Raw genomic sequence first — 21,710 nt, 5'->3', positions numbered from 1 at the left:
GCCAAGCGCGAACGATCATCCGCAGTGTCCTTAACGAGGTAGCCTGCACTTTTCGAGAATTGCCACGGCGGCTATTTTTGGGGTGTGAAGCACACGAGACCCGCGACGTGAGACCCAGTTGCTCAATGCCCAGTTGCTCAATGAGCTTTCTTACGAATAAGGGAGAATTTCCGCGGCCGGACTATCTCTGAGCGAGCGTGCATGACTGCCAACGGAAGGTCTTGCACGCACCCTTGCGATCTTGAGCAATGGTCGCCATGACTTTCTTCTTGTAGGCTTTTGAGTGGCCCAGCCTGCGATCACCAGACCCCACCGATTCTAAAGAGCGTGGCAGATGGGATAGTCGAGGTTGCCCGTGCACAATCACGCTCAGGGCTTGCGCCGCCCAGAGGACACGCTGAAAAGGCAGATTGGGGCGCAAGCACGCCATTCACGAGAGGTTCGACATGAAGACCATGCAAGAAAAAGACATTCCGGCATTCGTACAAGCAGTTGTGGACGCCGGCTGCAACATTTGCGCGATTGGCAACTTGGGATACGTCTTTGGCGATGCTGATTTCACGCCAGCGCAACGGAGGGCCGTCGAGCCACAGCTGCGTAGGATTGCTGAAATCTACGGCGAACGCGATCATCTCATAAACGAGATAGCTGTATATCTGCGGTCGATCGGACGCCATGTCGAGGTTGAGCCGAAGACAGGTATTTCCCGATGGCCCAGATCGCGAGAAGCCGTCTTCCAACCTCTGAATCCTAAAGGAGGTGACCCCCAAGGCCGTTCGTCACCTTCGACCAGAATAACCACATCCGTGACCGCCTGAGCTACTTGGTCGATACGCTCACATGGCCAATACAGTTTCTCCATCCTTCACGAAGCGAATGAGGCTTTGGCCACGGTCTACGGGGCGTGACTTGTCCCCGATGCATGCGCGAGCTCTCCGCCCGGCTGGCCGCCGGCCGTCGCCACCGGCCGAAGGCGCCCGAATGCGCTTGACAAGATAGCGTCAGCCCGTTCAACCTGAGGCATTCACCAGGGGAGTCCCGGTAAGGGGCTGAGATACTGCTGGCTTTCGCGGCGCAGTGACCCGTTGAACCTGATCCAGTTCATACTGGCGTAGGGACGGTGCAAGCGCTTTGCGGGAGTTTACGCCCGAGGTCCTGCTGTAGCAGGTCTACAGAAGCGTCTTTTCATCCTTCCGGCACAGAACTGGGTCTCCAATGCATGAGCAAAGGAGCCTCACGATGAATGCCCTCACTCCAGCCGTGTCGACGGGACCGCTGCCCGCCTCACGGAAAATCCACAAGTCCGGCGTCCTCTATCCGCACATCAAAGTGCCGATGCGAGAAATCTCCGTCCATCCGACGGCGGGTGAACCGCCCGTCACCGTCTATGATCCGTCCGGCCCCTATACGGACCCGACTGTCGAAACCAGCATCGAAAAAGGCCTTGCCCGGCTTCGCCACGAATGGGTCACGGCGCGTGGCGATGTCGAAGCCTATGACGGCCGCCACGTCCGGCCGGAAGACAATGGATTCGCCACCGGCGAGCGCCTGACACCGGAATTTGCGATACGCAATCGGCCGCTCAAGGCCAAGCAGGGCAAGGCGGTGACCCAGCTTGCCTATGCGCGCGCCGGCATCATCACGCCAGAAATGGAGTTCGTAGCCATCCGCGAGAATCTCGGCCGCGAGGTGATGCGCGGCAAGCTGCAACGCGACGGCGAAGCCTTCGGCGCGGCGATCCCAGATTTCGTCACACCCGAATTCGTGCGCGACGAGGTGGCGCGCGGACGCGCAATCATTCCCGCCAACATCAATCATCCCGAGAGCGAGCCGATGATCATCGGTCGCAATTTTCTGGTCAAGATCAACGCCAACATCGGCAACTCGGCTGTCACATCATCGATGGCCGAAGAGGTCGAAAAAATGGTCTGGGCGATCCGCTGGGGCGCGGACACGGTGATGGACCTGTCGACCGGCCGCAACATCCACAACATCCGCGACTGGATCGTGCGCAATGCGCCGGTGCCGATCGGTACGGTGCCGCTCTATCAGGCGCTGGAAAAGGTCAACGGCATCGCCGAGGACCTGAACTGGGAGGTCTACCGCGACACGCTGATCGAGCAGGCCGAGCAAGGCGTCGACTATTTCACCATCCACGCCGGCGTGCGGCTGCACTACATACCGCTGACCGTCGACCGGGTCACGGGCATCGTCTCGCGCGGCGGCTCGATCATGGCCAAATGGTGCCTGCACCATCATCGGGAGAGCTTCCTCTACGAGCATTTCGAGGAGATCTGCGACATCGCCAGAGCCTATGACGTCTCCTTCTCGCTCGGCGACGGCCTTCGTCCCGGTTCAATCGCCGATGCGAACGACGCGGCGCAATTCGCCGAACTGGAAACACTTGGAGAACTCACCAAGATTGCCTGGGCAAAGGACTGCCAGGTGATGATCGAAGGCCCGGGCCATGTCCCCATGCACAAGATCAAGCAGAACATGGACAAGCAGCTCGCAGTGTGCGGTGAGGCGCCGTTCTACACGTTGGGGCCGCTGACGACCGACATCGCGCCCGGCTATGACCACATCACCTCAGGGATAGGTGCCGCCATGATAGGCTGGTTCGGCACCGCAATGCTTTGCTACGTCACGCCGAAAGAGCATCTCGGCCTTCCCGACCGCAACGACGTCAAGATTGGCGTGATCACCTACAAGATAGCCGCCCATGCAGCCGATCTGGCGAAGGGCCATCCGGCAGCGAAAACCAGGGATGATGCCCTTTCGCGCGCGCGCTTCGAGTTCCGCTGGGAGGACCAGTTCAACCTGTCGCTCGACCCCGAAACCGCACGGTCCTTCCACGACCAGACCTTGCCCAAGGAGGCGCACAAGCTGGCACATTTTTGTTCGATGTGCGGACCGAAATTCTGCTCGATGCGCATCTCCCATGACATCCGCGCGGAGGCGCAGAAAGAGGGCATGGCGGCTATGGCGGCGAAATATCGCGAAGGTGGCGATCTCTACATGCCAGCTGACGAGACCGGCGTACCGCTCATGCCAGAGGCGCCGGAACCGTCATGAGGGTTCTGGTCAAAGGGGCCGGCGTCGCCGGCCTCACCGCGGCGTTCGAGCTCGCCGTCCGCGGTGCCGCGGTGACCGTTGTGGAGACACGGCATGGCCTCGGCGGCAATGCGTCGTGGTTCGCCGGCGGCATGCTGGCGCCCTGGTGCGAGCGTGAGAGCGCCGAGCAGCCGGTGCTGGATCTCGGACGCGACGCCGCCGACTGGTGGGATGACGCGCTGCCCGGTCAGGTGACACGGGCCGGAACGCTGGTCCTGGCCGCGCCGCGTGATACTGGCGAGCTTGACCGGTTCGCCACTCGCACGTCGGGGCATCGGCGTGTCGATGACGACGAAATCGCGGTCCTGGAGCCCGACCTCGCCGGCCGGTTCCGGCGCGGATTGCTGTTTCCCGATGAGGCTCATCTCGACCCGCGCCAGGCAATCGCCGCACTTCATGAAAAGCTGGCGACCATGGGTGTCAAATTCCACTTCGGCTGCGACGCCCGGCCTATTTCGGGTTTCGCCCGTCGGATAGACTGCATGGGAATGGCAGCGGCCGATGACAGGCTGCGCGGTGTTCGCGGCGAAATGCTGATCCTGCGCACGCCTGATGTCTCGCTGTCGCGGCCGGTCCGTTTGCTTCATCCACGCTTTCCGCTTTATGCCGTGCCGCGCACCGACCACCGCTTCATGATCGGAGCGACAATGATTGAAAGCCAGAGCGCCGGACCGGTGACGGCGCGTTCCATGATGGAGCTTCTGGGTGCCGCCCATGCCCTCCATCCGGCCTTTGGTGAGGCCGAGATCGTTGAAACCGGTGTGGGTGTCCGTCCGGCATTTCCCGACAATTTGCCACGCGTCGAAACAGACGGTGAGATCATCGCGATCAACGGTTTTTATCGTCACGGTTTTCTCCTCGCCCCCGCCATGGCGCGCCAGGCTGCCGACCTGGTTTTCAGTCAAGACAGAACCAAGGAGCATGCTCATGAAACTGATGGTCAACGGCGAGGCGCGTGAGATTGCCGCCACCACGCTGGCCGAGTTGCTTGCCGCGCTCGACTATGAGGGCGATTGGCTCGCCACCGCCGTCAACAGCGACCTCGTGCACAAAGCCAACCGCGCGGAGTTCCAGTTGAGCGACGGCGACCGGATCGAAATCCTCTCGCCCATGCAGGGCGGCTAGCATGTTGGAGCTTTATGGAACCGAGCTTTCGTCGCGCCTGCTTCTCGGCACGGCTCAGTATCCTTCGCCGGCCATCCTTGCCGATGCAGTCAAGGCATCGGGCACGTCGGTGGTGACCGTCTCGTTGCGGCGTGAGATGGCGGGCGGTAGGGCCGGCGAACAATTCTGGTCGTTGATCCGCTCGCTGGGCGCCAGAACCCTGCCCAATACCGCCGGCTGCCTCTCCGTCAAGGAAGCCGTCACCACCGCGAAAATGGCGCGCGAGGTCTTCGGCACCAACTGGATCAAGCTCGAAGTGATCGGCAATCACGACACGCTACAGCCGGATGTGTTCGGTCTGGTTGAAGCCGCCCGCATCCTGTGCGAGGACGGCTTTGCGGTATTCCCCTATACCACCGACGATCTCGTTGTCGCCGAGCGGCTGCTGGAAGCGGGCTGCAAGGTCCTGATGCCGTGGTGCGCACCGATCGGTTCCGCCTTGGGACCGGTCAACATGACGGCGCTGCGCTCGATGCGCGGATATTTCCCTGGCGTCCCGCTGATTGTGGATGCGGGGCTCGGACGGCCGTCGCACGCGGCCACCGTCATGGAACTCGGCTTTGACGCCGTGCTCCTGAACACAGCGGTCGCCAAGGCGGCAGATCCGGTCGGCATGGCGCGTGCTTTCGGTAAGGCGGTCGACGCCGGTCGTGAGGCGTTCAGTTCGGGAATGCTCGAACCGCGCGACGTCGCCGTGCCATCGACGCCGATGGTCGGCAGGGCCGTTTTTTCATGAAGCTCGATCCCTTCTACCTGATCGTCGACAGCGCCGCCTGGATCGAAAGGTTGGCGCCGCTCGGCGTCAAGCTGATTCAGCTTCGCATCAAAACCATGGATGAAACCGGGCTGCGCGCGGAGATCCGCAAGTCGAAGGCCTGGTGTGTCCAACACAAAAGCCAGCTCATCATCAACGATCATTGGCGCCTGGCAATCGAGGAAGGCTGCGATTTCGTGCATCTGGGCCAGGAGGATTTGCAAACGGCCGACCTCTCGAGGATACGGGCAGCGGGCGTCAGGCTCGGATTGAGCACGCATGATCATGTCGAGCTGGAAACGGCCATGTTTGCCGAGCCCGACTATGTCGCGCTCGGTCCGATCTATCCCACCACTTTGAAGAAAATGAAGTGGGCGCCGCAAGGGCTAGAGCGGATCAGCGAGTGGAAGCGGCGGGTGGCGCCGATCCCATTGGTCGCCATCGGCGGCCTCAACCCCGACCGCCTCGACGGCGTCTTTGAGGCCGGCGCCAACAGCGCCGCAGTGGTCACGGACATCACGTTGAGCTTCGACCCCGAAGCGCGCACGCGAGAATGGATCGAAAAGACGGACCGATGGCGATGAGACGAGAACCGCATGTGCTTGTCGTTGGCGGATCAGATTCCAGCGGGGGTGCTGGAATAGCACGCGACATCGAGACGATCTCTGCCGTTGGCGTGCGCACCTGTCTCGCCGTCACAGCGCTAACGGTGCAAACGCACGACGCCGTGATCGAAATCCATCATTCGCCACCCAGCATGGTGGCCAATCAGATGTGTGCCGCGCTACAGGCCAACGACGTAGCCACAATCAAGATCGGCATGCTGGCGACTGCCAAGATCATTGTTGCCGTTGCCGCAGTGCTGCGCAAATTTCCGCAAGTGCCGGCAGTACTCGACCCTGTGCTGGCCTCCACCTCAGGCCGCGCACTTCTGGAAGCAGGCGCTATCGCTGCCATGAAGCGCGATTTGATGCCGCTTTGCCGTCTGGTCACTCCCAATCTCATCGAGTTGGCGCTCCTTGTTGGCTCAGAATTGGCGATGGATGAGGACGGCGCGGTGCTGCAAGGCCAAGAATTGCTGGCGGTCGGGTTTGACGCCTTGCTGATCAAGGGCGGCCACGCATCGGGGCCTCGATCGACCGATATTCTGCTGCGCCCCGATCGTGAACCGGTCCGCTTTGCCACCCGACGCCTCAACGCATCGATGCGCGGGACGGGTTGCATGCTGGCCAGCGCGATTGCGGCGCATCTGGCGAAGGCGAAGTCGCTCGAAGATAGCGTGCGCGAAGGCAAGCTGTTTGTGTTCGAGAAGCTTCAGGAATGCCGGCTGAATAATCACAACGTTCTGCGTCCAGCCAAGCAGACCCATTTTCCAGAATTTTTCCCGTAGCGAGACTAGAGAAGGGGCTACTGCTTCTCTATGCCATCCTTACAACGCGTTGAGTTCCACTGTGCCGTCCAGAATTATCTGTCGTTGTCCAGAATTAAGCCGGGCTTAGAACTGAAACGAACCCGCCGAAAGGTACGAGCGGCCCTCACTCGATAAGGGTTACCAAACCTATTCCTGTGGGCTACCAATCCGCGTGGTGGGTGGCCTCAGGTTACCAATCAGGGCCGCAAAAGGCTTAATGAAGACAGCCCCTTAGCGCCAGTTCGGAATTAATTGTCGTTGGGGCACCTGTTGACCGAAGGGCATTGGTAACCTCTTCTGGCTAAAAGGGTGGAATATGAGCCACTTAGCAGTCAGGACGACGACAGATTATTCTGGACTTGGAGTCTCACAACGACAGATAATTCTGGAAGGCATACCAGACTGCCCTTTATGCGACTTTCGGAGCACAAAGCATGAACGCTGTTGCGCAGTAGCATCTATTTCCTACTCCCCCATCTAGCCAGCTTTACGCCAAATGCACGCCTTCGAAACTACAGCCTTTTGACCAAATAAGCGCTGGTGATCGCCCTCACGAAAAGATACCGCGTTCCTTGTGGTCGCCCCAGCCATGGTGCGTCCGACATTTTCGCCATCCTGGGCGTCGAAAACAATTGAGGGGAATCAATTGCAACCATTGCGCCAGCGGAAGGAATAGCTATTTTTCAATTCGGGGGAATTTAGTTGACCACTTCTGGAACAGTGTTTTCAGCAGCCCCATCTGCTGCTGGGTATTTATACCAGGCGCGTCTTGCGCTCGCCTTATGTCTTCGCCATGCCTATGGTGACGCGGGCATTGAAGTTGCAGTTGAGCGTCTGGATGATGTCTCGTTCGAGACGGACGGGGAGGCCCGAGAGCTCCTCCAGACCAAACATCATCTTCGCCGTACTGCCAATCTAGGTGATCTCTCCCCTGACCTTTGGAAGACGCTGCGAATTTGGAGCCAGCTAGCACTTGAGGATCCAAATCTACCGAACCGTACCCGTTTAGTACTAGTGACGACTGGACTGGCTCGACCGGATGACGCGACTTGGTTGCTTCGGCCCCATCGCGGCACCGGTGAGCCGAGCGTCGACAATGCGCGCACTGCTGCTGAACTCTTGACGGCGGCGGCGGAAAGTTCAGAAAATCAGGCGCTGCAACCTGCATTCAAGGCCTTTCTCAGCTTGACCCCTCGAATGCGAGCATCATTGCTGAGTGCGGTTCAGGTTCTAGACGCACAGCCTTTGCTTACTGAGCTTGATCCAATTATTGAAGATCAGCTTAAAATGGCCGTTCCGCGCGGAAGCACCGAGCGTGCCCGGGAACTGCTCGAAGGATGGTGGTGGCCCCGAATCTGCCAAGCGTTGGTTGAAAATCCGCCAGGCACCGTCTCGATCTTAGAAATGGAGAATCGTATCGATGAAATAAGGGAGACGTTGCAGCGAAATGCCCTGATTGCTGACCAGGAATTCGCCGCACCACCGGAAGCAGACCTTGCCGCTTACGAAGCCTATGGGTTTGTTCGCCAGCTCAAGGCGATAGGTATCGGCGGCAATCGGATAGAGTCAGCCAAACGTGATTTCTATCGCGCATTCTCACAGCGCTCACGCTGGGCACGTGAACATGTCGTTTTTGACGGCGAAATATCGCGCTTCGAAACGATCCTGTTGGAGGAATGGGAGCCACGGTTCAACGCAATGTGCGACGAACATGGCACAACAGATCCCGACTCTCCCATGCTTAGACAGGCGGGACAGGATGTCTACCACTGGGTCGAGACTGACGCGCGTTTCCCCTTCCGAACACTTGTCAAGCGCTTCCTCAACGTCGGCTCACCACATGCTGGCCAACGAGCTCCGACTCGGCTGGCATCGCGACTTCGTCAGACTCTGCCGAAAGGATGATTGATGGCACTGACCCGTTGGTCCCAGCCTTGGCGAGATCGACCCTCAGAGCAAGCTGCGCTCTTCAACCCGGCCTTCTGTGGCGAGCTGATTAGTCGAACCGTGGCAGCATACGATGTTGGCCGAGGCGGGCCATTGCCATTCGCTCTGGCCTTTCTTGTCCTTCCACTTGCTTTGCACCCAGGCGCGCGCGCTGCACTTCCAGTCCGGTCGGACACCACCTTCGCCACATGGGCGGCCGAGCATGGCGCTATGCTGGCCGAGTTACCAGATCGTGTCATGGCATTGCGTCCTATCACGCGAGAAGCTCTTTTGTTCTTGACCCAGCACAGTGCGTTGACAGTTACAGGCAGGGGCGTTGGCTTGGGATCCAGGGCGCTCAAACTCACTCCTAAACCCGCGATCACGACTGACGACGCCCGGGCAGCTCGCCGCACTGCGGGTTTTATTGGCCGCTGGCTGGCCAACCAAGCATCGACGGCTTTCGTTTTGCAAACCTTGGGAGTGCGACCATGAGCGTCCAACTTCGCGCGATCGCAATATATTCCCACGAGGGAGAACGGCGAGAAGTCCGCTTCAATCTGGGCTGCCTCAACATTGTCACCGGTGGCTCCAAAACTGGAAAGTCCGCCTTGCTCGACATCGTTGACTATTGCTGGGGGCGCGACGAGTGTACAATTCCAAGAGGGATCATTCGCCAATCAGTTTCATGGTTCGCCATCCTCCTTGATCGTGACGGCGAAGGCGTGCTGATCGCGCGCAGGAACCCGACAGGTTCAGCGAAGGTTAGCGACGAGATCTACATCCAACGCGGAATCGACGACTTACCTGCGGACACGGCGTCGTTGTCGAAAAACGTTACCGCTGATGGACTGCGCTCCCATCTTTCCAAGCTGCTCGGCATTTCTGAGAACCTCTACCAACCTGAAGCAAGTGCAACTCGATTGCCGCTCGAGGCCTCTGCTGGCCATGCCATTCTTTTTGCCTTGCAGTTTCAATACGAGATCGCCCATCCGCGCTTGCTCTTTCACCGGCAGAGCGATCCCTACGTCCCGGCCGCCATCAAAGACACTCTGCCCTATTTTCTTGGCGCTATGGAGGACGATCATTTTCTGAAACTGAAGCGTTATGAGGAAGCTCGGGCGCGGCTACGCAAACTTGAGCGCGAGTTCGCCGAGGCCAGAGCGTTGTCGGACGAGGCCAAAGGCACAGCACTCAACCTGGCCACTGAAGCACGCCGACACAACCTTATCGTCGCCGACGTCCTCCCTGATTCGATTCCAGAGCTTCGCGCGCTGCTAGCAACAGCCGCCGCCGATAACAATTCACCGACAACCATCGTCGATGATCCCACTGCCGACTTATCAGACCTCGAGGAACGTCGTCGCGAGGTTCGCAGTCAGCTGCAAGGAGTGCGAGAGGACATCAATGATCTTCAACGCCTGCAGCGCGAGGCCACGGAATTCGAGCGCGAGGCCACGGAACAGCGTGCCCGATTATCGGCTATTGGCCTGGTATCGTCCGAGGCCACGGCCCACGACCTATGCCCCTTGTGTGACAGCCATCTCGCGACTCCCGTTCCATCGGTCGAGGAACTTGAACGATCGTTGCGAGGACTGGAGTCGCAACTACAGGCCGTTGGCCGCGACACCCCTCGCCTGCAAGGGCGCTTCAGAGAACTGGAACTGGAACGCGACCGCATGGAGGATGAGCTTCGCTCGGTCCAGCGCGACATTGGCCAGCGGATTTCTGAAAATGAGCGGCTGCGTGTCGAACAGGCACAATTCACCGAACGGGCACGGGTGCGCGGTCGGATCGGTTATTATCTTGAAAATGTCCAGGCAGTCACGTCCAACGACGGGCTTAGATTGGCAATTGCGCGCACCGGGGCAGAAGTCGAGGAACTAGCCAAAGCGATTGACCAGGAGGCGATGGAAGAACGCTTGGCCACCGCGCTTGGTCTCATCAGCCGTGACCTAACCCGGTTCGCAGCAGCACTTGAACTAGAGCACGGCGAAAACGCCCTGCGCCTCGACCGCAAAAACCTGACTGTTGTCGCCGACACCATCGATGGCCCTCTGCCCCTCACGCAGATCGGCAGTGGTGAAAACTGGGTCGGCTATCACATCGCTGCGCACCTTGCACTGCATCGGCTGTTCAGAGCACGCAAGCGCCCGGTGCCAGCGTTCCTGATGATGGACCAACCGTCACAGGCGCACTACCCGCGCGAAGCTGATATTGGAGAGATCGCGGGCACAGACGACGAGGACCAACTGGCGGTGGCGCGCTTGTTTAGATTGCTGTTTGACTTTGCCGAGGAACTCACTCCTCGGATGCAGATCATAGTGACTGACCATGTTGAGCTTATTAAGGACTGGTTTCACAGCTCGATCGCCGAAAAATGGCGCGACGGTATCAAGTTTGTTCCGGCAAACTGGCTACGCTGATCTATGGTGGAGTAAGGGCGACGCGAGCGGTCACTCAGCCACTTTATCGGGCACTTCAATCCGCCATATAGCGGCGGGCTCGATCAACCAGCTTCCAGCAAACCGGCTTGGTTCAGTGCGATCATGTCGTGCTACGTACATACAGGCGATCGTAGGATGAAACAGGAGACCGGAGTCACGCCACTCCCTGCGCAGCGTTCTTCATCAGGCGCCAGGGCTGCCCTTGCTGGCTTCGACTATCAGTTGGACGTCTCCATCCTCGCTGCACTCGATTTGCTTCTCATTCGGAAGTCGGCATCCCAAATCATCCTTGAACCCGAGAATGACGAGGATATCGAAGCCGTTCTAGACTCAGAACGTACAGATACTACTGAAACTCATAGCCGGATGCCCGGCTACTCCCTGATCGTTCAGGTAAAACGGAGGACCGGCGAGCCTTGGAGCGTCGCTGATTTTCAGGCGCTGCTTAAACATGGCAAGGCGCGCAAACCGGCGCGGGAACAACTGGAGAACCCACTCAATCGCTACCTCCTCGTCACAACGGCCGCAGTCCGCGGCCCTCTTCTCAATTTGCGGGTCGAAGACATCGAGGAGTGGCCGGAGCAGGGACGTATGTCTCAGGACCTTCGGCAGAATCTTCCAAACGGGGCGGACGGCCGCGTCGCCATCTGGGCAGGCGCTACGGACTATGTGATTGGACAAAAGATCCAGACACTACTGGGCTTCCTCCATGTTCCTCACGATCGATTGCCAGAATGTCGGGCAAGGCTCAGGCAAGAAGCCGGTAGGCGCATGCGCGGCCTTGGCCCATGCGCGTGGTCACGCGATGACATTGAGGTACTCATCCGCTCTTGTGGAGGATTTCTAGCAAGCTCTGCCCGGCTGGAGCACTATGTGCGCCCGGCAAATTGGGGCGAGTTGTACGCTAAGCTCCAGTCGGCCAACGCGCTCCTGATCAAGGGACCTTCGGGTGCGGGAAAGACGCTGGCCGCGCTCGCACTCTGCGAGGAGGCACGCAAGGATCAACCGCACCTTGCCATTGTGTCCCTGTCTGACAATCCCGCGCAGTTGAGACCGCAGCAGAGTGGTCCAACGCTGTTCTATGTCGATGATCCATGGGGTCAATCCAGGCTCAAACATGGACATGAGCCTTGGACTGTCCAACTGCCGCGCATTTTCCGAGAGGCTCGGCCAGACTGCCGCTATATCGTCACCAGTCGAACCGATATGCTTGCATTGGGCAAGGCTGAAGACGAGCTGGAGCATTGGTCTGTCACACTCGACGCGGCTAGCTACGAGGACGGACAACTCGCGAAAATTTACGACCGACGGATTGATTTTTTGCCCGCTCAACTTCAGGCAAAAGGCTTGTCCTTTCGCTCGCATGTTCTGAAGAACCTCACGACCCCGCTTGAGATTGATCGCTTCTTCGGCGAACTTTCCAAGGGGCCAGAACCGGACGAGAATGATGGCGCGCTCCTGCATCGGGCGATCGCCCTCGCACATCGGGAAGCCATTCAAGGGGTCGTGGTGCAGGACTTGGTCCAGGACACGATCGGTTGGGCTGCTGTGCTATGGGCATTGTTGCGGGCGCGATCAAAGGTCGATCACTCCACGTTGACAATTCTGCAGCGCAAGATGCGCCAGCAGGACGAACGATACAGTGCAGGTCTGACACCGCTGGCCAACTTCCTGGTAGCCGCACGCCATCTCCGGCAACCTCAAGACAGTATTAGTTTTTCCCATCCGTCTGTGCGCGACGGATTCGAGGCGTTCCTGCAAAACGATCCAGCGCGTTCCGCGGCAACCATTGAGGCTCTTATCGACGGCTTAACCCGCATCCAAGGCGATCGGAAAGACTGGGCCATTGAAACCGCTGCGCAGGTTGCCAGGTTGGGACTGGAAGAATTCTCTGGTCATTTCGAATGTCCACCATCTGCCCAAGCTATCCTGGACCAGTGGTTGACTGCAGGTCTTCTCGACCAGGCATCGCAGTTTTCGGAGTTGCTATCGCTCGCCTCAACCGTGGCCAGCGCGGACTGCCAACCTGGCAACCTAGCGCGTTGGTTTACGACAGGTTTTCAAGTCGGGGGGCAGGTGTTTAATGACGAATGGGCTTCGCCATCCTTTGACGAGAAATGGAAAGCCGCTGTCCGCGATAATCCGTACAGCCATGCCATATGCGCCCGGTTCGTACGAACGGTTCTGGCACAGACAAATGACAATTATGGTGCGGACTTTGCGACCCGAATTTCTGAACTTGGCGGAAACCTGACGGACGCCTTTCTCGATGCTGCGATGCAAGTGGCAAGCGGAGGCTACTATCACAATGCTTCGACAATCGCGGCGGCCTCCTTAGTCGACCTTCCCCGATATGAAAAAGTGCTTGCAGCGGCTTTTGCAACTCTAAGGGTCGGGCCCGAACAGCGAGCCGAACTCGATGCCCTTTCGGAAAGGATTCAAAACGGCGAGCTCGATGCAGCGGCCGAAGATTGGTACTCTGATCCGGGAGATGGTCATCTTGGTCCCGAAGAGATGGTCACGGCCTATGTCGATACGATCCGTGCCGATGGCCATTGGGAAGCGCTTTCCGATCACGCTCTGCTAAAGGATCTGCTTCCCTATTGGTGTGATGCGATCCACGTTTCGCCTGGTTCGGCCTCGCTAGATGAAGTCGAAGCAGTGGTCCAACGCGGGACTCACCTTGGCTGGGAAGCTCGAGCTTGGCGCCTGGCGGCAACGCGATGGGACAATGGTTTCTTACGGCAACTCACCGAGCGAATCCTTGCCCAAGACGACGATGCTGAGGTGCGAAGCGCCCTTGGCTTTTGCCTTGCAAATGCCGCATCCGAATCGATTTCGGAGATCCTGTCGATTCCAAGTTTGACGACGCAACAGCGCGTCGTCATCACTTTCGACCTTTGGAGCGTTGCGAAAGATAGTACCATCGCCGATCACGTGAAGGCGCAACTGCCTTTCGCCGAGCGGGAAATTTTCGGATTGCTGAAGAGAGAGGGCGAACTATGGGAACCCGCGACTGGTGCGGCGCTGACGCTTTTGTCCGATACTATCCCGTCAGCCTCGCCGACCCTGCTCAACCAAATTGCGCGTATAGAGTTAGCAAGCGGCGAACCACCCGATATCGCGCTCAAGAGAGCCCTTGAGCTATCAATTACGCCGGTTGACGCCGTTGATGCTGTTTCGCTGGCAGTCCATGCTGAGAAGTGGGACCTCGTCCGATTTGCCCTGGACCAGCGTGTTGCTGATGCGCGCCAACTCGCCCTAGAGACACTCGGTGCGCGTGAGTCAACGCCTTTCGGCCCGTCTCTTCTCGCGTTAGTCGATGACAAGGGAAGCCGCGTCAGGCGTGCCTTGGTAGGGCTTCTCTCAGAACGCCAACATCCCAGACATTACGATGTTCTCCTCAAGATTTGTCGCGACGGCTGGTCCAACACGGAACCATTTCATGATGAACCGCCATCTTATCCGATCGCAAGAGAGGCAATCGATGCGATCGGAAGTTACGATCAGCTCGACGATGATACTTGCACCCAACTGATCGATATCGGCTCAACGAGCACCGACCGTCTTTTGAGAGTCCGAGCGTTTACAGTCGTTTCAAACAAAGGGACTGCTGGGGCGCGGCGAGCACTTTGGGCAGTTTCGGAGTCACGTCCGTTTGACTGGCGGAATGTGGACGCCATTGATGCCTTGGCTGGTTCCCCCTTTGTTGAGCCAGATATCGTTTCGTCCGTCGGGCTAGCCGACCTTCTACGCCAACCAGCCCCTATCGCAGCGTCAAAGTCCGTGCTGGTTGCTGCACACGCAGATATTGAGGTAGCGGGCGCGACGTTCGATAAGATCTCGCATTCCGATAGCAGCTTGCCACTCTTGTTACTGGGTTGCGTGTTGCTTGCCCGTCGTGACCGTTTCCTAGCCAACCGATTGCTCGACCTCCTGCCAGAAGGCCATGTTGCGAGGGGTATTCTCGATATCTCACATCAAAATTTGCTTCCGTCTGGTTGCATCGACGATCTCGGCCAGATCCTGGTTCGTCAAGAAGTCCTTCATTGGCTTGGCCGCGGTATCACTACCGAAAACCGAAAAACGCGCCGAAGCTCGGTGGCGCGGCGGCGTTTCGCAGCCTGGTGGGAAGTGGGGAGCGGCGCTGTCGTCTAACGACTGTTCACCCCGAGGCAAACTTCTAAGTGAATCCACGCTGCCGAACGACATGAAGGTAGTGCGCAGATTCGAACCGTCAGATCGTGCGACGACTTGGCCCTGACAGGGCGAAGACGCCGGCGTCACGCCAGTTGATGGTGGACGGGGAGCTTCCCGCGTCCTTCACCAGGCCGGGCGGCCTGGGGGTGGAACTTGACGGCTTCCCCATTTTGACCTATTTACAGAATTCTGTAATTTTAAAATTTGGAACTATCGCTATGACACAGCTCGAATACGACAACATTTTCGATGCTATCACGGACGATCCGATGGAAGCTGCGGATTTGACGTTGCGGTCGGATCTTGTCAACACGCTCGTCGCTATCTTCAAGGAGCGCGGATGGAAGAACTCCCATATCGGCGCAGCGCTTAACATCCCCCAGTCACGAGTTAGCGAACTTGTCCGTGGTAAGGTCGCCGTGCTCTCGGTCCAGAAGCTTTTTGGATATCTGGCAGTACTCGGGTATCGCTTCAGGCCGGCGCTGGACGGTAGCCATCATGTGGTCTGCCGCGTCGAAGAAAGACAAAGAGAGGCCGCGTAACGGCCTCTCTTTGCTCTCGTCTCCTATTTCTTGGTAGACGTTTTGTCTTTCGCCGCCTTGGCTTCGGCTTGGATTATATCCCGAACCTGGGCCATCATCTCCTTATAGCGGGAAAGTGCGGTATCCATTTCCTTTCGATCAGCCTTTTCGCTGGTCTTCGTAAAGGAATGGAGGATGTAAACCGTGTCGAGGTGCTTTGCGCAGTAGAGGGCTCGGTACGCCGGCGAGCCGTTTTCTCGTAGTTCGATAACGCCCTTCCATTCACCCTTGAGAACCTTGAAGTCGTCGAGTGGGTCGTCGCCCTCTTGAACTCTCCGGATTTCGCCTGAAAAATTGATTCTAATATCTTTTGGAAGGTCCATGAAAGCGCGCCTGGCGCCTTCGTTTACAAACTTAAATTTCTTGGACATCTAATTTCGGGTTCCTCATTGCTTGTATCTCTCTCTTTCTCCCACTCACCGGTGGGGCTGGGTCACAGCCTGTCGCAAAACGCAAACAGAACTACGAGCAATAATATATATTATTGCTCGCCAAGAGTCAATATAACAATAGAGGGATTTCCTATCATTCGACCATACACACGACGAAAAAAGGTGTCAAGCAAAATTTTAAAAATAATTCGGGTCACCGAAAATCCGCTTAAAGCTTGTTTGCAGACTCCGGTGACCGTCGGCTTCGGCATGTCCGCATAATATTGCAATCTTGTGTAAGTATCGAAGACGACAAGCGGGAGCATACAGACTCTTGGGGCGCCAAAATCGGGCCTTGATACACTGGCAGCGGATCGCGGGGTAGCCGTGTCGTTCAGCGGGCCGCGCCAGTCGAAAAATAGCGCCAAGATTTCACCGGCCAGTGTGAGGACGCGCGTCGACATCGACGCATCTCCTGGCAGCCTCGTCGGCGTATACCCTCCCAGAGCGCAGGTCCGGTCTGCCGCCTTCAGAATTCGTGGTGCTCATCCTGACCCATAGCAAGCAGCTGACCGGACCGTGGTCCTATTTCTGGTTCAAAAACAATCTCCGCCTATTATTCGGCGCTATAGTCTTGAAATATTCCGTGGAAAATATTGATCCGGCGAAACGAGTGCATTTTCAATAACTTTATTTCGTGAAAATTGGCTGCAAGGTCGAATCGTTTCAGACAGCCTGTTTCTGGGGGCCTACATCACCGAAGATGGCAGGCCTTGGCGGAACTCAAGTTGGCCGGGGCGGAAACGGGGGTTTGAAAAAGTGAAAATTCCTCTTTCCACTTTTTCATTCGTCGTCAGATCAAAGAGTACCAGATGACTGGATTGCCAAGGGAGAGCCCGGTGAAGCCACTGGCGGGATCGAACAAACAAGGCGAGCGCTACGTCCGGCCGGACGCGGTGGCCGCCGAGATAGAGGCGGTCCTTGAATGGCCGCTGCCAAAGGCGTTTGCGCTGGCTGCGGCGGGCAAGCTGCGGCCTCAGACGCTTGTCTACCTGATGCGAAACTGCATGCCGAACCGACCTACTGCGCAATATGATGCCCTGATCGTTGCGTTCTTCTCAAGGCTGCAGCGGGCCGGCGCTCCAATGACAAGGGATATGTCGAACCTGGACAGGGAGCGCGTGGACGATCTGGTCAAGGACAAGGCTTTGAAGTTGATAGAAACCGACCGCCTCGACATCTTCGAGATGAGTTTCAAGCTCGGTGCGGAGCGGCTTTATCTGACTGCAAAGGCCGCCGTTCGGCTTCGCACGAATACCGAGGTCTCGCGCGAGGATCTGATCGAACCGGGCTCCGACCTGACCGGCGAGGAGGCTGCGGATTCGCTGAGCCTGGCCAAAGGTGGGTCGATGTCTTTGGCGGAAGCCAAGGCTATGTTGAACCAGATCTACGAGTTGCTCACCGAAAAGGAGCGCCTGGCCATATTCTACGTTCATCAGGCTGGCCTGACCGAGAAGGAAGCAGGCGAGCAGATGGGCTGCACGGACCGCAATGTCCGATACTTGATCAAGAGCGCGAGCCGGAAGGCCCGGGCGAGCGAGGAGAGCGCGCCACGCCAAAGGCGCGGGAAAGAGTGAGGCCATGAACAGCAACCCAATCCCTATGGATCAGCTTGACGACATACTGGCCGGCGTGCACCTCGAGCTCGAGGACGGCGCCACCGCTGACCGCATCAATCAGATCGCAAACGAGAACCCGCAACTGCGCGCCGAGATTTTGGCCTTTGCCGCCGAATGGTTCGCTTCGGATGGAAGCGATTTGTCGGACGACATCCTTACCGTTCAGCAGACAGTTTCGGAGCATACAATATTGTTGGAGCGGTTTTGGCAGCTGACGATGCCTGCTGCCATCGACCCGTTCGAGAAACTGTCAACTGATGACCTACTAGCATTGGCTGAACGATGCCGCGTCGATCTGATTATCCTGCGTCAGCTTGTCAGGGGCCGCATTGACGAGACCACCATTCCGGGAAAGTTGATTGCCTGGCTCGCAGACGCCACCGGCGCGAGTATGGCGGACGTCTGGTCACATCTGGCATCGGGTCAGATCAACGCCGCGGCCGATTATTTCGCGCCTTCCGGCAGGCGCACGGGTGCGAAGGTAAGCTTCGCCGAAGCGATCCTACGTTCGGACCTCAGTCCAGATGACAAACAGTTTTGGCTCGCGCACCTGGAAGCTTGATTGGACCAGTTTGCAGCAATTCGCGCACTTGCTCGGGCGCTCAGGAAAGACGCCTCACTGTCGGATTCTCTGACAGCAATGGAAGTTGCTCGCGGGGCGGCAAAACACCTCGGGCTCACCATCCGACCACATGAACCGGACTACCATGAGCTGGACGGTGCGCATGGCGCGCTCGATCGTCAGTTCAAATTCATATTCGTGCGCAATGACCTGGCCGATGACGAGCTGGCCGAGGTGATTGCCCATGAGATTGGTCACTTCAAAGTCCATGATGGTGTTGAGAAGGGCTATTATCCCCGCTCAGAAGCGAATGGCGGGGATCCCAGCCAGCGCATTGAGACCTATGGCATCAAGGAGCGCCGAGAGGCCCAGGCCAACAGTTTTGGACGAGAGCTGATTTTGCCGCGACCGCTCGCCAAACGACTATTTCTGCAAGGAATGAATGCAAGCCGCATCTCTGAAGACCTCAAGGTGCGCTATGACACTACGCTGCAGCAGCTTGCCGACGGCCTGCTCCTGCCTGACGTACAGCCCACTGCCGAGACGGTCAGTCCCGCAAACGACAATTGCAATGAATCGCAGGCCCGTGCGGTCGATCATCGCGGGTCGCCGTTCCTACTTGGGGCCGGACCTGGAACCGGGAAGACCAAGACCCTCACCGCGAGGATCGTCTCTCTGATCGCGGACAAGGTCCCACCCGAGAATATCCTGGCTCTTACGTTCTCAAACAGGGCAGCACTGGAACTGGCGGAACGCGTCCAGCGCGTGGCAGGCTCAAGCGCCGTCAATGTCTGGACCGGAACATTTCATGCTTTCGGATTGGACACGATCCGCAAGCACCACGCGCTTTTCGGTGTCTCGAACGATCCAAAGATCGTCGACGCTAGTGAAGGCGTGGCAATGCTTGAGGAGGTCCTGCCAGCGCTTGATCTGAAGCACTACCTCAATCTCTTCGAGCCAGCGCTGGTGCTTCGCGACATATTGCGAGCGATCGCGCGCGCCAAGGACGAATTGTGGACCTGGAAAGACTACGCTCGGGCTGCCGAACAGATGCGCGAGAGGGCACAGACGGGTGACGAGATGGTGGCTGCCGAGAAGGCGCGCGAAGTAGCGCTGGTCTACGAGCACTATCAAAACCAGCTCATCAAGGAGCGGGCGGTCGACTACGGCGATCTGATCATGCGACCGACACTGTTGATGCGCTCGGACCAGGATTTTCGGGAGGGAATGCGCAAGCGCTTCACCCACGTCCATATAGACGAATACCAGGACGTGAACCGCGCCAGCGCGATGCTTGTCAAGGAAATCGTTGCAGAAGGCAGCAATCTGTGGGTCGTAGGCGACGCCCGTCAGTCCATCTACCGGTTCCGTGGCGCATCCGCGGCAAACATAGCCAGGTTTGAAGCTGACTACTCCGTGGGAGCAAGGGACGGCCTGGAAGAGAACTACCGCTCAAGCGAAGAGATCGTCGAGGCCTACACGGCCTTTGGCGCCACCATGAAAGTCAGCGCCTTCGCAGGCACCAGCACGCTGCATGCCGCAATCGGTTCGATCGGTGAGAGCCCATCCATTTTTCCATGCGCCGACACCCAGGCCGAGATGGACGTCCTTGCCGGGTCAATCCGCGAGCTCGAGGCAAGAGGCGTTTCGCTTCGCTCCCAGACCGTACTTGCCAGAAGCAACGGCTTGCTTGCCACTGTTGCGGAGGAGCTCGAGGCACGGGGAATACCCGTTCTTTATCTCGGGCCGCTTTTTGAGCGCGCAGAGGTTCGCGATCTGCTTTCCCTGCTTTCGATCATTTCCGACAGCGCGGGCACCGGCCTGGTGCGTATCGCTGGCCTTCCCGAATATCGCATCCCGCTGGAGGACGTGCTGAAGGTCATTGGAGCCGCACGCACTACCGAGCAGCGGGTTCTCGATCTTCTCAGAAAAATAGAGAGCTTGAAGGAAATTTCACCGGCCGGGCTTGCCGGACTGATGATGTTGGCCCGCCACCTGCAAGGGACCACCCAAGGCACGACACCCTGGCTAGCGCTTAGCCGGTTTCTTTTTGACACAAGCGACTATGTAAGGGCGGTTCTGTCGGGTCAGTCGCCGTCCGATGACCTGCGTCGGGTCGCTGTGCGCCAACTCCTCGATGCGCTGCGCGCCATGCCCCTCCACGGTAAGGGAACACCGATCCGCCGCGCCCTTGATCGCATCCGCCACATGATCATGCTTGCCGACGAGCGCGACCTCAGACAGCTTCCGCCTGAACTGAGCGGGCTGGACGGGGTGCGCCTTATGACCGTTCACGCATCCAAGGGCCTGGAGTTCGAGGCCGTCCACCTGCCGGGGCTTTACGCTGGAGCGGTTCCCGCACCAAACCGACCGCCGGCCTGCCCCGCGCCGGTCGGAATGCTAGGCCCCGAGGAGGAGGACGCTCACGAGGCGGAGGAGGAATGCGTCCTCTTTGTTGCCATGTCGAGGGCAAAGAGGCACCTCAGACTCTATCGGCCGACCATGCGAAACGGCCGGAAGGCCAATCCATCAAAATTTCTCGAGCGGGTTCCCGTCGGCCCGGGTCATTCTTCCGCCGGTGTGATCCGCAAATTGCCCCCGCCGAGCCACCACCCTATTCGTCTTCCGGCTGCCCCTGATGAGCTGACAGCAGATGATGTGGAGCGCTACGCCCAATGTCCGCGCCGCTTCTTCTACGCGCGCGTCCTGGGCTTGTCACAGCGATCCAAGGCGGGCGCATATCTTGCCGCGCATGGCTGCGTGCAAAAGGTGATCGCCTTCGTTCGCCAACTTGGCGAAGGCGTCGAATATGATCGCGCCGAAGCCGCTGCGATTTTTGACCAGGCGTGGCGTGAAAGCGAGCTCGAAGAGCACATGTTTGGCGCTGCATATCGCAAGCTGACCATGTCGATGCTTGATCGGTTGCACGCATCGGCGGCTGGAGCGGCCGCCACCAATGGCCGCCTCTCCACGGCCATTGGTGGCGAGATCGTCGGCTTGGAGGTGGACCGCGTCGTTCGCGACGGCGACAACCACGTTGTCAAGACAATCCGTTCGGGGCGGCAATCGACCGGTGATGCGGATCGGCTGTCAGCGACCCTTCTTCTCAAAGCCGTCGAAGAGACGCTCGGCCCACAGACGCGTGTCGAGAACCATTACCTGCTCCTGGGCTCCGTCCTTGAGATAGGCCAGACAAAGGCGAAGTTCGACAAGCGTCTGGACGACTGCGAGGCGGCGATCGCAGATATTCGGGACGGGCTCTACGAGCCAAGGAAGGACGATTTCCGCTGCCCGCGCTGTCCTTACCTCTTCATTTGCGCCGCGCCGAACGCCGAAGACTGACCGGGACCTTTCCTCGCCAGCACCGTTTGGCGGCCGAAGCACCGGCGGCGAAATCAATCCTCTAAAAATCTTGGCAGCGGCCTTTCCGCTTTCACTGAACTCAGCCGATCCAATTTCAAGGGCGGCCTGTTGCCGTGCCGGAACAGAGGAAACTGATAG

17 protein-coding genes and 1 riboswitch are annotated in these 21,710 nt (G+C 58.4%); of the genes, 15 read left to right on the top strand and 2 right to left on the bottom strand.

Annotated features, from left to right (window positions below; translation table 11 throughout):
• Positions 1 to 446 precede the first annotated feature (446 nt).
• The 12 genes from EN955_RS35260 to EN955_RS04725 all read left to right on the top strand — a co-directional run bounded on the left by EN955_RS35260 (position 447) and on the right by EN955_RS04725 (position 15,558).
• Complete coding sequence (locus EN955_RS35260) at positions 447 to 818, top strand: hypothetical protein (RefSeq protein WP_245265354.1); 372 nt, start codon at positions 447 to 449, stop codon at positions 816 to 818.
• A 201-nt stretch (positions 819 to 1,019) separates the two neighbouring features.
• Positions 1,020 to 1,136, top strand: a riboswitch (TPP riboswitch).
• A gap of 103 nt (positions 1,137 to 1,239) precedes the next feature.
• On the top strand, positions 1,240 to 3,075 hold the full coding sequence (gene thiC / locus EN955_RS04775) for a phosphomethylpyrimidine synthase ThiC (RefSeq protein WP_024504262.1): 1,836 nt from the start codon (positions 1,240 to 1,242) through the stop codon (positions 3,073 to 3,075).
• Positions 3,072 to 4,073 carry a glycine oxidase ThiO gene (thiO, locus tag EN955_RS04770; protein WP_024504261.1) on the top strand — a complete coding sequence of 334 codons (1,002 nt, stop codon included), beginning with the start codon at positions 3,072 to 3,074 and terminating at the stop codon, positions 4,071 to 4,073. Before thiC ends, thiO begins: the two co-directional genes overlap by 4 nt.
• Entirely contained in the window at positions 4,042 to 4,239 is a 198-nt protein-coding gene (gene thiS / locus EN955_RS04765) for a sulfur carrier protein ThiS (RefSeq protein ID WP_024504260.1), read from the top strand. Before thiO ends, thiS begins: the two co-directional genes overlap by 32 nt.
• Position 4,240: 1 nt before the next feature.
• Complete coding sequence (locus EN955_RS04760; protein ID WP_024504259.1) at positions 4,241 to 5,014, top strand: thiazole synthase; 774 nt, start codon at positions 4,241 to 4,243, stop codon at positions 5,012 to 5,014.
• Complete coding sequence (locus tag EN955_RS04755; RefSeq protein WP_024504258.1) at positions 5,011 to 5,616, top strand: thiamine phosphate synthase; 606 nt, start codon at positions 5,011 to 5,013, stop codon at positions 5,614 to 5,616. The genes EN955_RS04760 and EN955_RS04755 overlap by 4 nt, the downstream gene beginning before the upstream one ends.
• Entirely contained in the window at positions 5,607 to 6,422 is an 816-nt protein-coding gene (locus tag EN955_RS04750) for a hydroxymethylpyrimidine/phosphomethylpyrimidine kinase (RefSeq protein ID WP_024504257.1), read from the top strand. Before EN955_RS04755 ends, EN955_RS04750 begins: the two co-directional genes overlap by 10 nt.
• Positions 6,423 to 7,145: 723 nt before the next feature.
• The gene (locus EN955_RS04745; protein WP_245265353.1) at positions 7,146 to 8,348 is read left to right on the top strand and encodes an ABC-three component system protein; all 1,203 of its coding nucleotides are present in this window, start codon (positions 7,146 to 7,148) and stop codon (positions 8,346 to 8,348) included.
• A gap of 3 nt (positions 8,349 to 8,351) precedes the next feature.
• Entirely contained in the window at positions 8,352 to 8,864 is a 513-nt protein-coding gene (locus EN955_RS35255) for a three component ABC system middle component (RefSeq protein WP_081714347.1), read from the top strand.
• Positions 8,861 to 10,795 carry a DUF3732 domain-containing protein gene (locus EN955_RS04735; RefSeq protein WP_024504256.1) on the top strand — a complete coding sequence of 645 codons (1,935 nt, stop codon included), beginning with the start codon at positions 8,861 to 8,863 and terminating at the stop codon, positions 10,793 to 10,795. The genes EN955_RS35255 and EN955_RS04735 overlap by 4 nt, the downstream gene beginning before the upstream one ends.
• 156 nt (positions 10,796 to 10,951) lie before the next feature.
• Positions 10,952 to 14,974 carry an ATP-binding protein gene (locus EN955_RS04730; protein WP_024504255.1) on the top strand — a complete coding sequence of 1,341 codons (4,023 nt, stop codon included), beginning with the start codon at positions 10,952 to 10,954 and terminating at the stop codon, positions 14,972 to 14,974.
• A gap of 260 nt (positions 14,975 to 15,234) precedes the next feature.
• Positions 15,235 to 15,558 carry an XRE family transcriptional regulator gene (locus EN955_RS04725; RefSeq protein ID WP_024504254.1) on the top strand — a complete coding sequence of 108 codons (324 nt, stop codon included), beginning with the start codon at positions 15,235 to 15,237 and terminating at the stop codon, positions 15,556 to 15,558.
• Positions 15,559 to 15,581: 23 nt separating this feature from the next.
• On the opposite strand, the gene EN955_RS04720 is transcribed toward EN955_RS04725, so the two are convergent.
• Positions 15,582 to 15,968, bottom strand: a complete 387-nt coding sequence (locus EN955_RS04720) for a type II toxin-antitoxin system RelE/ParE family toxin (protein WP_024504253.1) — start codon at positions 15,966 to 15,968, stop codon at positions 15,582 to 15,584.
• A gap of 110 nt (positions 15,969 to 16,078) precedes the next feature.
• Entirely contained in the window at positions 16,079 to 16,432 is a 354-nt protein-coding gene (locus EN955_RS04715) for a hypothetical protein (RefSeq protein WP_127218511.1), read from the bottom strand.
• Between the two features lie 435 nt (positions 16,433 to 16,867).
• Here EN955_RS04715 and EN955_RS04710 point away from each other — a divergent pair, with 435 nt between their 5' ends.
• The 3 genes from EN955_RS04710 to EN955_RS04700 are packed head-to-tail and all read left to right on the top strand — an operon-like array spanning position 16,868 to position 21,551.
• A complete protein-coding gene (locus EN955_RS04710; RefSeq protein WP_024504252.1) occupies positions 16,868 to 17,605 on the top strand; it encodes a sigma-70 family RNA polymerase sigma factor in 738 nt (245 codons plus the stop codon).
• A gap of 4 nt (positions 17,606 to 17,609) precedes the next feature.
• The gene (locus EN955_RS04705) at positions 17,610 to 18,209 is read left to right on the top strand and encodes a hypothetical protein (protein ID WP_024504251.1); all 600 of its coding nucleotides are present in this window, start codon (positions 17,610 to 17,612) and stop codon (positions 18,207 to 18,209) included.
• Positions 18,210 to 21,551 carry a UvrD-helicase domain-containing protein gene (locus EN955_RS04700; RefSeq protein WP_127218509.1) on the top strand — a complete coding sequence of 1,114 codons (3,342 nt, stop codon included), beginning with the start codon at positions 18,210 to 18,212 and terminating at the stop codon, positions 21,549 to 21,551.
• Positions 21,552 to 21,710: the final 159 nt, after the last annotated feature.

It is taken from the genome of Mesorhizobium sp. M7A.F.Ca.CA.001.04.2.1, from assembly GCF_003998485.1.
Classification (GTDB): Bacteria; Pseudomonadota; Alphaproteobacteria; order Rhizobiales; family Rhizobiaceae; genus Mesorhizobium; species Mesorhizobium ciceri.
The sequence above is the reverse complement of the archived record's forward strand: the minus strand, read 5'-3'. Positions and strand labels throughout refer to the sequence as shown.